This is a genomic window from Stenotrophomonas sp. 28608_Sma (assembly GCF_056486185.1).
In genome coordinates, this window is sequence record NZ_CM151308.1 from 4,878,604 (window position 1) to 4,892,450 (window position 13,847).

Annotated in this window: 12 protein-coding genes and 1 pseudogene; 6 read left to right on the plus strand and 7 right to left on the minus strand. The window is 66.9% G+C overall.

The features are described 5' to 3' along the window. The first annotated feature begins 25 nt into the window (after positions 1–25). The 4 genes from ACZLHH_RS22970 to hemF are packed head-to-tail and all read left to right on the plus strand — an operon-like array spanning position 26 to position 4,345. On the plus strand, positions 26–586 hold the full coding sequence (locus ACZLHH_RS22970; RefSeq protein ID WP_049398641.1) for a hypothetical protein: 561 nt from the start codon (positions 26–28) through the stop codon (positions 584–586). 35 nt (positions 587–621) lie between these two features. Next, on the plus strand, positions 622–1,740 hold the full coding sequence (locus ACZLHH_RS22975) for a hypothetical protein (protein WP_107433473.1): 1,119 nt from the start codon (positions 622–624) through the stop codon (positions 1,738–1,740). Between the two features lie 37 nt (positions 1,741–1,777). Continuing rightward, on the plus strand, positions 1,778–3,394 hold the full coding sequence (locus tag ACZLHH_RS22980; protein ID WP_107433472.1) for a hypothetical protein: 1,617 nt from the start codon (positions 1,778–1,780) through the stop codon (positions 3,392–3,394). 54 nt (positions 3,395–3,448) lie between these two features. Then, on the plus strand, positions 3,449–4,345 hold the full coding sequence (gene hemF / locus ACZLHH_RS22985) for an oxygen-dependent coproporphyrinogen oxidase (RefSeq protein WP_107433471.1): 897 nt from the start codon (positions 3,449–3,451) through the stop codon (positions 4,343–4,345). Positions 4,346–4,427: 82 nt separating this feature from the next. Here the strand turns inward: hemF and ACZLHH_RS22990 are convergent, their stop codons facing one another. The 3 genes and pseudogenes from ACZLHH_RS22990 to polA all read right to left on the minus strand — a co-directional run bounded on the left by ACZLHH_RS22990 (position 4,428) and on the right by polA (position 9,035). Next, positions 4,428–4,907 carry a DUF421 domain-containing protein gene (locus ACZLHH_RS22990; protein WP_087924032.1) on the minus strand — a complete coding sequence of 160 codons (480 nt, stop codon included), beginning with the start codon at positions 4,905–4,907 and terminating at the stop codon, positions 4,428–4,430. Between the two features lie 370 nt (positions 4,908–5,277). Continuing rightward, positions 5,278–5,724, minus strand: a pseudogene (locus tag ACZLHH_RS22995) (DNA polymerase); the annotation flags it as partial. A 536-nt stretch (positions 5,725–6,260) separates the two neighbouring features. Further along, a complete protein-coding gene (gene polA / locus ACZLHH_RS23000; RefSeq protein WP_107433470.1) occupies positions 6,261–9,035 on the minus strand; it encodes a DNA polymerase I in 2,775 nt (924 codons plus the stop codon). A 98-nt stretch (positions 9,036–9,133) separates the two neighbouring features. Here polA and ACZLHH_RS23005 point away from each other — a divergent pair, with 98 nt between their 5' ends. After that, a complete protein-coding gene (locus tag ACZLHH_RS23005; protein ID WP_107433469.1) occupies positions 9,134–9,418 on the plus strand; it encodes a DUF2782 domain-containing protein in 285 nt (94 codons plus the stop codon). Between the two features lie 135 nt (positions 9,419–9,553). On the opposite strand, the gene ACZLHH_RS23010 is transcribed toward ACZLHH_RS23005, so the two are convergent. After that, positions 9,554–10,000, minus strand: a complete 447-nt coding sequence (locus ACZLHH_RS23010; RefSeq protein WP_005411629.1) for a universal stress protein — start codon at positions 9,998–10,000, stop codon at positions 9,554–9,556. Between the two features lie 185 nt (positions 10,001–10,185). On the opposite strand from ACZLHH_RS23010, the gene ACZLHH_RS23015 reads away from it, so the two are divergent. Continuing rightward, on the plus strand, positions 10,186–10,332 hold the full coding sequence (locus tag ACZLHH_RS23015) for a hypothetical protein (protein ID WP_005411630.1): 147 nt from the start codon (positions 10,186–10,188) through the stop codon (positions 10,330–10,332). A gap of 48 nt (positions 10,333–10,380) precedes the next feature. Here ACZLHH_RS23015 and ACZLHH_RS23020 read toward each other — a convergent pair whose 3' ends face one another. The 3 genes from ACZLHH_RS23020 to uvrD form a co-directional block, all read right to left on the minus strand. Then, on the minus strand, positions 10,381–10,935 hold the full coding sequence (locus tag ACZLHH_RS23020; RefSeq protein WP_107433468.1) for a hypothetical protein: 555 nt from the start codon (positions 10,933–10,935) through the stop codon (positions 10,381–10,383). 206 nt (positions 10,936–11,141) lie between these two features. Then, positions 11,142–11,468 (minus strand): low molecular weight protein tyrosine phosphatase family protein, encoded by a 327-nt coding sequence (locus ACZLHH_RS23025; RefSeq protein ID WP_049462274.1) that lies wholly within the window; start codon positions 11,466–11,468, stop codon positions 11,142–11,144. A gap of 177 nt (positions 11,469–11,645) precedes the next feature. Continuing rightward, on the minus strand, positions 11,646–13,838 hold the full coding sequence (gene uvrD / locus ACZLHH_RS23030) for a DNA helicase II (RefSeq protein WP_107433467.1): 2,193 nt from the start codon (positions 13,836–13,838) through the stop codon (positions 11,646–11,648). Between the last annotated feature and the right edge of the window lie 9 nt (positions 13,839–13,847).

The following is a 13,847-nucleotide window of genomic DNA, read 5'->3' on the forward strand; positions in this document are numbered from 1 at the left end:
CGGGCACCGACTGCAAGGACACCGGATGTCAATGTCGATCCCGCCGATTCCTTCGCTGGTCCAACCGACCTATCACGCCTGGGTGCGCCCGATCGCACACGCCTCGTTCTGGCTGTCACTGCTGCTCACGGTCTACTTCGTGATGCAGGGACTGCTGCTGTGGCCGCTGCACAACCTTCCGATCTGGCACCTGGTTGAGAGGGAAGTACAACTCCAGCACCTGCACAGCCTGATCTGGCTTCTGGCGCATCCGGTGGCCGCGTCGATGATCGTCGCACTGCTGTGCCTTGCCTCGACGCTGGCCAGCTGGGGACTGCTGCGCGAGCGCAGCTGGGGCCTGTGGAGCTTTGTGGCGATCCTGCTGATGAGTGCATTGACCAACTTTGCGATCGCCGGGTGGCTGGACGTGTTCATGCGCGACGTCATCCCGTTTCTCTCCGACGACGCCGTCCTGCAACAGGAACTCCATCTGAAGCGCTGGTTGATCACGCTGACCATGGTGGCCATGTCATTCGTACTCCTCGGCCTGCAGGGTTGGCTGGCCTGGCGACTGCTGCGACCAGACATCCGCTCGCGCTTCCACTGAGCCACCCCCCTTTTCCGCACGACAAGGACCGTCGCATGCGCTTGCTGACCCTTCTCCCCGCGCTGCTGCTGTTCGCCGCGCTGCCTGCCGCCGCCGATGCGCTGCGCTGTGGCGAATACCGCAGCACCGACGGTGGCATGGCGCTGATATTCACATCACCCAGCAGCGGCTACCGCCGCAACGACGGCAGCGAGCCGGAGCCGCTGTGGGTCGATCGCAGTGCGGCACAGGCCCGACTGGTCATGCTCGACGATGGCGTGGCACTGCCGGTCCGGATCAGCGCCGATGGGCAGCGCATCGAAGACGACGTGGTGGTCTACACGCTGGCGCAGTCCCGGGACTGCGCCAGCGAACCCGCCGCGATTGCCGGCAGCTGCCGCGCCGCCGGCAGCCACTGCATTGCGCAGCTGCCCGCGGCTTCGCCCAGCCAGGCCCAGCGCGCGTGCAGCGAAGGCGTTGGCGCGGGCTGCTCGGCGCTGCTGCGACAACTGCGGGATGACAGCCCAGCGAAGGCCACCGACGACGTCGGTGCCACGGGCTTTGATCGCCCACCTGCCTGCCGCGAACACACGCCCGGGCATGACCCGCAGGCCTGCGAGGCGCTGACCAATGATGCATTGGCTGCCGCCATGCAGCGGGTGAATCAACGCCTGCAGCAGGAAGACCAAGACACACTGGATTCGCCGCTTCCGGCCGCTGCACGCGATCAGCTGCAGCAACTGTGCCTGCAGCACCGCAGTGGCCGCTTCTGCGTGGAAGTGGCCGCGCAGCAATTGAACGCGCTGGAACCTGCGTTGGCAGTGCAGGCCCTGCAGGTAGTCTGCGATGCGGGCCGCGTCAGTGCCTGCGAACGTACCGCACCGCTGCGCGAACTCGGCACCGACCTGCGCCTGGTTCCGCTGCAGCAGGTGCCGTGCGGCCGTTACCAGGCCGACGGTGGCGTGATCGACATGCTCGACTTCGGTGATGGCGCGCATGCCCGCCTGCATGAAGGCGCCGTCTACCTGCAGAAGAACGGCGAAACCCTTGTGCTGCACCAGCTCGGCAATGGCGACCTGCTCGGCATGGATACCCAGACCGGCTACCAGCGTTACCGGCCACTGCCCGACGCGGCACAATGCACGCCCCCGCGCGAGGGCCAGGGTTCGCCGTAGCGCCAGGAGCTTCCCGTTCGATCGTCAAGGAGACGACATGCATTCACCCGCACCGCGCCGCCGCTGGCTGGCCTGGGTCCTGCTGCTGGCCGCGCCGATGGCTGCCGCACAATCGCCGCAATGCGGCCTGTTCAAGGCCGATGAAGGCAGCAGCACGCTGCGCATCAGCTCACCCAACCGCAGCGAGCAGAAGCACTTCGGCAGTGCGCCGTCTCCGGTCGCGTTCCAGCAGATCGACGGAAAGCTGCAGCTGGTGAACCTGGAGTACGGCCTGCCCAGCGCGCTGCAGGTGCGCGATCGTGGCCGCACGGTCGAGGTGGATGGCACGGTCTACCTCCTGCAGGCGCCCGCACAGTGCGCCGCAGCCGCCACGCCGGCTGCAGGCAGCTGCCTGGCTGATGCGGCGGCGTGCCTGGACAACCGTCGCGAAGCGACCCCGGCCGCCCTGGAAGCGGGGTGTCGGGAAGGCGTGCCCGGCATGTGCCTGCAACTGGCTGATCGTTGGCATGAGGAAGCCAAACCCACGGTCGAGGCCGATCCCGCCCTGGCAAAGGCAGCGCTCGACGCCGCCCTGTCCGGCATCAAACTCCCCGCCGCCTGCAACAACGGTGGCTTCGAACAGGGAACCCCGGCGTGTGCCGCCGCACTCGAGGCCGACCCGGCAGTGCAGGAGCAGCTGGTCAAGGCCGCGATGACGGCCGCCATGACCGAAGCCATGGTGACGATGACGGCACCGACCGTGCCGGTGATCATTCCAGCTGAGCGGCGGCAACAGTTGTTGCGGTTGTGCCGCGAGGTACCGCACGGCGGCTTCTGCACCCGCGTGGCTGAGCTGTCCTGGGACGCGGGAGATCCCCAGCAGGCGGTGCAGGCCCTGGCTGCGGCCTGCACCCCCGGCAATGACACCGCCACCTGCGAGCGCCTGCCGGCGTTGCAGGCGGTGGGCGCATCGTTGCAGCCGCAACCGGCAACGGTCCTGCCCTGCGGCAATTACCGGTCCGACGGCGGCCTGATGGACACGCTGGACTTCGGCGATGCCGGCCTGGTCGGTGTGGGCTGGAGCAGCCATCTTCGCGCACGCGTCGAAGCGGGCGACATCCGCATCCGCCACGACCGGGACGGCGACTTCGTGCTGCGCCCGCTGCCCGGCGGCCAGTTGCTGGGCCTGGATAACTGGACCCGCTTCCAGGTGTTCGTCCCCACCGGCGAGGGCCCGACCCGGTGCAGTGCACCGAAGCAGTTCAAGGTGCTGCCACTGCCGCAGGATTGCCCGCTGGCGCTGGCCAACGAGGGCGGTGCCGAAGCCTGCTGCGCGCAGGGCAAGCTGCAGGGCTGCAACATTCTCGGCAACCGCCTTGCGCTGTCCGGCGACTGGCTGCAGGCCGCCGGGCACTACACCACGGTCTGCCGTGCCGGCGTGCGCGAAGGGTGCGAGAACCTGGTCACCGCGCAGGGCAACGGTGCGGAACTGGACGCACGGGCAACCCTGGAGCAGCTGTGCAAGGCCGACCATAGTGGCCTGCATGTGGCCTGCGACGTGCTCGAAACCCAGAACTGGGAACTGATCACGCTGGGCGGTGCCCTGCAGAAGGCGGTCGACGAGGCGGCCGTGGACGACGTTCCGGCGCCGCGCAACTCCAACCGCAAGCGCTGAGCCCGCCAGGGCCTGCCCACAGCTTCGGGCGGGCCCTGCGGTAAAGTACGCGCCATGAACGAATTCGAGCGCGTGCGCGCCTACCTCACCGACCTGCAGGACCGCATCTGTGCGGCGATCGAGGCCGTCGATGGCCAGGCCCGCTTCCAGGAAGACCTGTGGCAGCGTGCCGAGGGCGGTGGCGGGCGTACCCGCGTGCTGCGCGATGGCGCGGTGTTCGAGCAGGCCGGCATCGGCTTCTCCGACGTGGCCGGCAGCCGCCTGCCGCCGTCGGCCTCGGCCAACCGCCCGGAACTGGCGGGCGCCTCCTGGCGTGCTACCGGCGTGTCGCTGGTGTTCCACCCGCTCAACCCCTATGTGCCGACCACCCATGCCAACGTGCGCTTCTTCCAGGCGCAGCGCGACGGCGAAGTGGTGGCCAGCTGGTTCGGTGGTGGCTTCGACCTGACGCCGTTCTATCCGTTCGACGAGGACGTGCAGCACTGGCACCGGGTCGCACGCGACCTGTGCACACCGTTCGGCGAAGAACGCTATGCCGCGCACAAGCGCTGGTGCGATGAGTATTTCTTCCTGCGCCACCGCAACGAAACACGCGGCGTCGGCGGCCTGTTCTTCGACGACCTGCACGGTGACTTCGAGCGCGATTTCGATTACCTGCGCGCGGTCGGTGATGGCTTCCTCGACGCCTACCTGCCGATCGTGCAGCAGCGCAAGGACACCGCCCATGGCGAGCGCGAACGCGAGTTCCAGCTATACCGCCGTGGCCGCTACGTGGAATTCAACCTGGTCTACGACCGCGGCACCCTGTTCGGGCTGCAGAGCGGTGGCCGCAGCGAAAGCATCCTGATGAGCCTGCCGCCGCGGGTGCGTTGGGAGTACGGCTTCAGCCCGGAGGCCGGCAGCGCCGAGGCGCGCCTGGCCGATTACCTGGTGCCACGCGACTGGCTCTGATGGATGTCGTCGCGCTGGGCAAGGGCCTGGTGGGCACGCGTAGGCGGTGAAGGGCGGCCGAGCCTGGGCCCGGCGCTACAAGTCAGGTGCTCTTCCGCACGATGATCGTGATGTGCCCGGTCGTCTCCAGCAAGGCGATCTGCACGTCCTCGATCCGCAGGCCGCCCTGCTGGCGCAGCGCGGCATCGAAATCGGCCCGGCTGATCAGTTCGCGGCGGAGAACGCCCTCCAACAGCCGGCCATCACGCGCGATCACGGTGGGCTCTCCTTCGATCATCCGCTCCATGCGCCGATTCCGGGTGGTCAACCAGCCCACCCCATAGTTCAGCACGATCAGGGTGGCCGCCAGCAGCAGGCCACCGCCCAGCGAGGTGTCGGTGCCCAACAGCGCGTTCTGCACCGCGTTGCCCAGCAGCACGATCAGCAGCACGTCGAAGGGCGTGATCTGCCCCAGAGCCCGCTTGCCACCGAGCCGGACCATGCCCAGCACCACGACATACACCACCACTGCGCGCAGGATGAACTCCCACCACGGCATGGCCAGTGCGAACAGGTCGGGCATTGCGGGTTCCCCTGCTGGACAGTGGCCCAGCCTAGCATCCGGGGTCAGATCCCTTTGCCCCGTGGGCAAAGGGATCTGACCCCATCCAAGGTTGTGGCGGCACAAATAAAAAGCCCCGCTGACCAGGGGGAGGTCAACGGGGCCGGGGAACGGGCACTTGGGGAGGAGTCCCCGTTCCGAGATCTGCTCCAGGGGATGGGAGAGATCCACAACAGGCGTTGCGCCTGTCGAGAGTTATAGAAGCACTCCGAACACTAACGGTTCGTGAAGGGGCCCAATTTAATGAACCTCGATCAGGACAACATTCATGATCGAGTCAGAAACCTCTGACGAATGAACGAATTCACGTCGTTTTCGGCCTGAAACACCCTCAGTGTGCTTCGTCCCAGTTGTTGCCGACGCCGGTATCGACCACCAGCGGCACCCGCAGTTTGGCCGCTTGCGACATGCGCTCGACCACCTGCAAACGCAAGTCTTCAACGAAACTGCTTTCGGTTTCGAACACCAGTTCATCGTGCACCTGCAGGATCATCCGTGCCGGTGCGCCACTGTCACGCAGCCACTGGTCCACGTCCACCATCGCGCGTTTGATGATGTCGGCGGCGGTGCCCTGCATCGGCGCGTTGATCGCCGCGCGTTCGGCACCGGCGCGCAGGCCCTGGTTACGTGCATGAATGTCGTTCAGGTACAGGCGACGACCAAACAGGGTTTCCACATAGCCCTGGTCGCGGGCCTGCTGGCGCATCCGCTCCATGAAGTCGCGCACGCCCGGGTAGCGGCTGAAGTACAGCGCCACGTAGTCCTGCGCCTGGCCTCTGCACCGCGTTGCCCAGCAGCACGATCAGCAGCACGTCGAAGGGCGTGATCTGCCCCAGAGCCCGCTTGCCACCGAGCCGGACCATGCCCAGCACCACGACATACACCACCACTGCGCGCAGGATGAACTCCCACCACGGCATGGCCAGTGCGAACAGGTCGGGCATTGCGGGTTCCCCTGCTGGACAGTGGCCCAGCCTAGCATCCGGGGTCAGATCCCTTTGCCCCGTGGGCAAAGGGATCTGACCCCATCCAAGGTTGTGGCGGCACAAATAAAAAGCCCCGCTGACCAGGGGGAGGTCAACGGGGCCGGGGAACGGGCACTTGGGGAGGAGTCCCCGTTCCGAGATCTGCTCCAGGGGATGGGAGAGATCCACAACAGGCGTTGCGCCTGTCGAGAGTTATAGAAGCACTCCGAACACTAACGGTTCGTGAAGGGGCCCAATTTAATGAACCTCGATCAGGACAACATTCATGATCGAGTCAGAAACCTCTGACGAATGAACGAATTCACGTCGTTTTCGGCCTGAAACACCCTCAGTGTGCTTCGTCCCAGTTGTTGCCGACGCCGGTATCGACCACCAGCGGCACCCGCAGTTTGGCCGCTTGCGACATGCGCTCGACCACCTGCAAACGCAAGTCTTCAACGAAACTGCTTTCGGTTTCGAACACCAGTTCATCGTGCACCTGCAGGATCATCCGTGCCGGTGCGCCACTGTCACGCAGCCACTGGTCCACGTCCACCATCGCGCGTTTGATGATGTCGGCGGCGGTGCCCTGCATCGGCGCGTTGATCGCCGCGCGTTCGGCACCGGCGCGCAGGCCCTGGTTACGTGCATGAATGTCGTTCAGGTACAGGCGACGACCAAACAGGGTTTCCACATAGCCCTGGTCGCGGGCCTGCTGGCGCATCCGCTCCATGAAGTCGCGCACGCCCGGGTAGCGGCTGAAGTACAGCGCCACGTAGTCCTGCGCCTGGCCACGGTCGATGCCCAGGTTGCGCGCCAGGCCGAAGGCGCTCATGCCGTACATCAGGCCGAAGTTGATCGCCTTGGCCGCGCGGCGCTCGTTCGGGGTCACTTCCTCCAGCGTGCGCCCGAACACCTCGGCGGCGGTGGCGCGGTGCACGTCGGCGCCCTGCTCGAAGGCACGCACCAGGCCCGGGTCCTCGGACAGGTGGGCCATGATCCGCAGCTCGATCTGCGAATAGTCGGCCGCCAGCAGCTGGAAGCCCTCCGGGGCGATGAACGCGCGGCGGATGCGGCGGCCATCCTCGGTGCGGATCGGGATGTTCTGCAGGTTCGGGTCCGACGAGGACAGGCGGCCGGTGGCGGCACCGGACTGGTGGTAGCTGGTATGCACTCGGCCGGTGTCCGGGTTGACCATCTCCGGCAGCTTGTCGGTGTAGGTGCTGCGCAGCTTGGCCAGGCCCCGGTAGTCCAGGATCACTCGCGGCAGCTCGTGCTGGTCGGCGATCGCCTCCAGCGCCTCTTCATTGGTGCTGGGCTGGCCCTTCGGGGTCTTCACCACCGCCGGCAGCTTCAGCTCATCGAACAGCACCGCCTGCAGCTGCTTGGGCGAATCCAGGTTGAAGCTGCGGCCGGCCAGCTCGGTGGCCTTCTGCTGCGCGGCCAGCATGCGCGAGGACAGGTCCTGGCTCTGCCGGCGCAGTTCGTCGGTGTCGATCCGCACGCCGTTGGCTTCGATCGTGGTCAGCACCGGCACCAGCGGCATCTCGATGTCGCGGTACACGCTGTCCAGCGCCGGCTCGGCCAGCAGCTGCGGCTGCAGCGCGCGGTGCAGGCGCAGGGTGACGTCGGCGTCCTCGGCCGCATAGCGGCTGGCTTCGTCGATGCCCACCTGCGAGAACGGAATCTGCTTGGCACCCTTGCCGGCCACGTCCTCGAACTTGATGGTGCTGTAGCCCAGGTAGCGCAGGGCCAGCGAATCCATGTCGTGGCGGGTGGCGGTGGAATTGAGCACGAAGCTCTCGAGCATGGTGTCATCGTGGTAGCCCTGCACGTCCACGCCGTGGCGGCGCAGCACATGCAGGTCGTACTTGCCATGCTGGCCCAGCTTCTTCTTCGCCGGGTCCTGCAGCACCGGGCGCAGCGCATCCAGCACCTCCTGCATCGGCAGCTGCGCCGGCGCACCCGGGTAATCGTGGCCGACCGGAATGTACGCCGCCTTGCCCGGCTCGACCGCCAGGCTGACGCCCACCAGGCGCGCGCGCATCGCGTCCAGCGCATCGGTTTCGGTGTCGAAGCTGATCAGCTCGGCCTGCTGCAGGCGCTCGACCCAGGCCTGCAGCTGCTCGCTGGTCAGCACGGTCTCGTATTCACCCGGTGCGGCCAGCGCCGGATCCAGCGTGCCAGCGGCTGGCGCCTCGGCACTGCCACGGGCGAAGCCTGCGGCGGTACCGCGCAGGCTCGGGGTGGCCTCGCTGGCGGCAGCCGGCGCCGGCAGCGGCGCACCCAGTTCCTTCAGCGCCTGGGTGAAGCCGTAGCGCGTGTACAGCTCGGTCAGCGCCGGCACGTCCTGCTCGCGCAGGGCCAGCGTGGTCGGGCCGGCGTCCAGCTCCACGTCGGTGCGGATGGTCACCAGCTCACGGTTCAGCGGCAGGCGCTCCAGCGCGGCGCGCAGGTTCTCGCCGATCTTGCCCTTCATGGTCGGCGCGGCCGCCATCACCCCGTCCAGGTGCTGGTACTCGGCCAGCCACTTGGCAGCGGTCTTCGGCCCGCACTTCTCCACGCCCGGCACGTTGTCGACGGTGTCGCCCATCAGCGCCAGCAGGTCGATGATCTGGTCGGCGCGCACGCCGAACTTCTCCATCACTGCGGCATCGGAATCCATGCGGCTGCCGGTCATGGTGTTGACCAGCTCGATGCCCGGGCGCACCAGCTGGGCAAAGTCCTTGTCGCCGGTGGAGATGGTCACCTTCAGGTCCTGTGCCACGCCCTGCAGGGCCAGCGTGCCGATCACATCATCGGCCTCCACGCCGGGAATGCGCAGGATGCTGATGCCCAAGGCTTCGACGATGCGGCACATCGGTTCGACCTGGCTGCGCAGCTCATCGGGCATCGGCGGGCGGTTGGCCTTGTACTGCTCGTACAGGTCGTCGCGGAAGGTCTTGCCGGGCGCATCGACCACGAACGCCACGTAGGCCGGGCGCTCCTTCAGCGTCGAGCGCAGCATGTTGACCACGCCGAACAGCGCGCCGGTGGGTTCGCCCTGTGCATTGGACAGGGGCGGCAGCGCGTGGAACGCGCGGTACAGGTAACTGGACCCGTCGATCAGGACTAATCTGCTCATGGGTCGATTCTACGCGCCCGTGCCTGCACCGCGGCGACACGGCCCGTACACCGCGATGGGGCATAATCAGGGCTCTTTCCAGGCAAAGGCCCCCGCCGATGAAGACCCTGATGCTGGCTTCCCTGCTCCTGCTCACTGGCTGCGCCAGCATGGGTGGCGCCGGCGCTCCCCCGGTGGACGTCAAGGGCGCGGATGTGTCCAAGCGCACCATGGACAACGGCGATGTCATCGAGGAATACCGCGTGTCCGGCCAGCTGCGCATGGTCAAGGTGACCCCGTCGCGCGGTGCCCCGTTCTACATGTACGACAAGAACGGCGATGGCCGTTTCGACAACGACAAGGACGGCGTGTCGCCGGTGTACTGGAAGCTGTACAGCTGGTGATGTGACCGGGGTCGGATCCCTGCGATTCAGTAGATCCACGCCATGCGTGGATGGGCCCCTGCCGGCCCCTACAAAAGATGACGCCGGCGCGCATCCTGCGGCCGGCGTCGGGTCCCCTCCCCGGGAACGCTTGTATCAGCGGATGACCAGCACCGGCAGCGTGCTGCGTGCCAGCACTTCGGCGGTCTGGCTGCCCAGCAGCACACGGGTCACGCCACGGCGGCCATGCGAGGTCATCACGATCAGGTCGCTGTTGCGCTCGCCGGCGGTTTCGATGATGCCGTCAGCCGCATAGCGGTCCAGCACGTGCACCGGGTTGGCGGTAATGCCCTGCTCGGCGGCCTTGGCCAGCGCCGGCTGCAGCACCTTCTGCGCACCTTCCTCGCGGTCGGCCTTGTATTCAGGGCTGTTCATGTAGCCCACGCTCCAGCCCATGGCGTCGTACATGCCGACGGCCCACGGCTCGGAAACGGTCACGATATCGACCTCGGCGTTGAGGTCCTTGGCCAGCTCCAGACCCTTGGCCAGGCCCTTGTCGGCCAGCTCGGATCCGTCGGTGGCAATCAGGATGCGCTTGTACATGGTGGGGCTCCGTGGCGGTCTGCCAGATGGGAACAACACCATTGCACACCGGATGTGCAGGGCGCGCCTTGAGCAGAATCAATCCGGCGCCGCGCATTGGCGTGTGCGCACCGCCCGCTTGCACGCACCGGTCGGGCGGCGCATGCTCGGCGGGCGGCGCACTGCCGCACCCAAGGACGACCGACATGCAGGACAACAAGCCGCCCGTCTGGAGTTCCCAGAAGTCCATCATGGTCGCCGCGATCATCGCCTTGGCGGTGCTGTTCGGCGGCTACCAGATCGGCAAGGACATGGCGCTGCGCGACAACGCCCGGCAGTCAGCCGGCCGATAACCTGCTGCCGTAGAGTCGAGCTTGCTCGACTCTACAGCGCCCCCACCTTCAGGCGATCTGCACCACGCGTGCGTTCTGGCACAGCGGGTAGCTGGCCACGAATCCGGCAATCGCATCACGCATCGCTTCGAACGATTCGCCGTACATGTACAGCGCGGTCTCGGTCGGGCCCTGCCACCAGCTGCAGATCTCGCCCAGGCCGTCGATGTTCTCCGACAGCTGCTCGAATACGTGGTTGGAATCGCACTGTTCGTAGACCTCGTCCGGCAGGTTCAGGCCATCCAGGTAGATGCCCAGGCCTTCGGTCACGCCGAAGCTGCGGTCAGCCTGGCCTGCGCCCTGCAGCTGCGAACCCTTCGGCGCACCCAGCTGCTCCAGCAGATCGATCAGCTTCGGCACGCCGGCCGCATCGACCAGCGCCACTTCGATATCGCCGTATTCGACCTCGCCGAGGTCGGACATCGCGGTGCCGCCGCCGGTCAGCTCGCCCACCTGGGCCGCCTGCAGCAGCGCATCGAGCGGGTCCTCGAACAGTTCGTGGCGATGCTCGGGCTGCAGCTTGGCGTTCAACTTCACGGTGACGTGCAGCGTGGGTTCGGTCATCGGGGCGTTCCTGGAAGATGTCAGGCCCCATTGTAGAGTCGAAGGTACCGGCAGGAGCCGCTGCCAACGTCGCTTGCGACGGCCCGAAGGGTGCCGGTCAGGACGACAGGCATAGCTTGCTCGACTGCCTTTGTAGAGTCGAGCCGTGCTCGACTGCCTTTCCCACCAGAAGCAGCCGAGCATGGGCTCGGCTCTACAACAGCCCGTCAACGCAGGAACGGCGCCACCTTGCGCTTGAGCAGCTCCACCAGCACCGGGTCCATGTAGTCGTAGTCGTCGGGGATTTCCAGGCAGATCACCCGCTTGCCATTCAACCAGGCCTTGTAACGGCTGGACAGACGGTTGCGGTGCGCCCTTTCCATCACGAAGACCAGGTCGGCCCACTGCAGCAACTCGGGGCTGAGTACTTCCTCGGCGTCGGCCAGCAACCCGGCTGAGGCGGTCTCGATGCCCGGCCAATCGGCAAATACCTGCTCGGCGGTGGGGCTGCGCAGGCGGTTCTGACTGCAGAGGAAGAGCACGTTGCGGGTCATGGATACTCGCTTTTGTAGAGTCGAGCCGTGCTCGACTGACTTTTCCCGCTGCAAGCAGCCGAGCATGGCTATGCCGGTCGTCCTGACCGGCACCCTTCGGGCCGTCGCAAGCGACGTTGGCAGCGGCTCCTGCCGCTACCTTCGGCTCTACAGGAATTCCCGCCCCCCCGACGGTGATCAGATCACCGTCAGGTTGGCGTAGGCCATCACCAGCCACTTGCTGCCGGCATCGGCAAACTCGACCTGCACGCGGGCGTGGGCACCGTTGCCTTCGTAGTCGGTCACCATGCCTTCGCCGAACTTGGGATGGGTGACCAGCGCGCCGAGCTTCAGCGGCGGCGCCTCGATCGAGGCGTGGCCCATCACCCGGCTGGCGCCCATCGAGGCCGGGCGCGAGACCTGCACCTTCGGGCGCACTTCGTGCAGCAGCTCGCGCGGAATCTCGCGCAGGAAGCGCGACGGCAGGCTGTAGTTGTCCTGGCCGTGGATGCGGCGCGATTCGGCGTAGCTCAGCACCAGTTTCTGGCGCGCGCGGGTGATGCCGACGTAGGCCAGGCGGCGCTCTTCTTCCAGCCGCCCGCTTTCCTCCAGCGAGCGTGCACTGGGGAACAGGCCTTCTTCCAGGCCGGCCAGGAACACCAGCGGGAACTCCAGGCCCTTGGCCGAGTGCAGGGTCATCAGCTGCACGCCGTCCTCGCCCGCCTGCGCCTGGCCCTCACCGGCCTCCAGCGCGGCATAGGCCAGGAACGCGACCAGCTCGTCCATGTCCTCGCCCACTTCCTCGATGTCATCGGCGCGACGCACGAAGCGCGAAGCGACCGAGACCAGTTCGTCGAGGTTGTCGGTGCGCGATTCCGAGTCCAGCGCGTTGCGGCTTTCCTTGCTCCAGTGCTCGCGCAGCTGCGAGCGGGCCAGCACGTGGTCCACGCGCTCGGCCAGGGTCATGTGCACGGTTTGCGCCTGCAGCTCGTTGACCAGCACCAGGAAGCCGGCCAGCGCATTGCGCGCACGCGCGGCCAGCGCGCTGCCCTGGGTGACCAGCATGGTCGCTTCCCACAGCGAAATACCCTGCGCGCGCGCCTCGCGGCGCACTTCGTCCAGCGTGCGGTCGCCGATGCCACGGGTGGGCGTGTTGACCGCGCGCTCGAAGGCGGCGTCATCGTTGCGGTTGGACAGCAGGCGCAGGTAGGCCAGCGCGTCCTTGATTTCGGCGCGCTCGAAGAAACGCATGCCGCCGTACACGCGGTACGGCACCTGCTCGCTCAGCAGGGCTTCTTCCAGCGCGCGCGACTGCGCGTTGCTGCGGTAGAGCACGGCCACTTCGGTATAGCTGCCACCGTCTCGCACCCACTGGCGCGCGCGCTCGACAATGTAGCGTGCCTCGTCCATCTCGTTGTACGCGGCGTACAGGTCGATCGGCTCGCCGTCGCCGCTGTCGGTCCACAGCTGCTTGCCGATGCGGTCCGGGTTGTGTGCGATCACCGCATTGGCGGCGCCGAGGATGTTGGCGGTGGAGCGGTAGTTCTGTTCCAGGCGGATGGTCTGCGCGCCCGGGAAGTCGCGCAGGAAGCCCTGCACGTTCTCGACCTTGGCACCGCGCCAGCCGTAGATGGCCTGGTCATCGTCGCCGACCACGAACACGTGGCCGGAATCGCCGGCCAGCACGCGCACGAAGGCGTACTGGATGGCATTGGTGTCCTGGAACTCGTCCACCAGGATTTCGCGGAAACGGGCACGGTAGTGCGCCAGCAGCGCCGGATTGTCGCGCAGCAGCTCATGCGCGCGCAGCAGCAGCTCGGCGAAGTCGACCAGGCCGGCTCGGTCGCAGCGTGCCTGGTACTCGATGTAGGCCTGGCGCATGGTTTCCAGCCAGGCGTCGTGCGGCTCGGGCTGGATGTGCTGCGGGCGGCGGCCTTCGTCCTTCTGCGCGTTGATCCACCACGCGATCTGCTTGGCCGGGTACTTGCCGTCGTCCAGCTCCAGCGCCTGCACCACGCGCTTGACCAGCCGCAGCTGGTCGTCCGAATCCATCACCTGGAAGCCTTCCGGCAGCTTCGCGTCCTGCCAGTGCAGGCGCAGCAGACGGTTGGCGAGGCCGTGGAAGGTGCCGATCCACATGCCACGGCTGCCATTGGGCAGCTGTGCGTCGATGCGGTGGCGCATTTCGCCGGCCGCCTTGTTGGTGAAGGTCACCGCGAAAATGCCGTGGGTCGGCACGCCATCGACTTCATGCAGCCAGGCGATGCGGTGGGTGAGTACGCGGGTCTTGCCGGAACCGGCACCGGCCAGCACCAGGTGGTGGCCGGGGGGAGCGGAGACGGCTTCGCGCTGGGCCGGGTTCAGGCCATCAAGCAGGTGGGAGACATCCATGCCCCCATT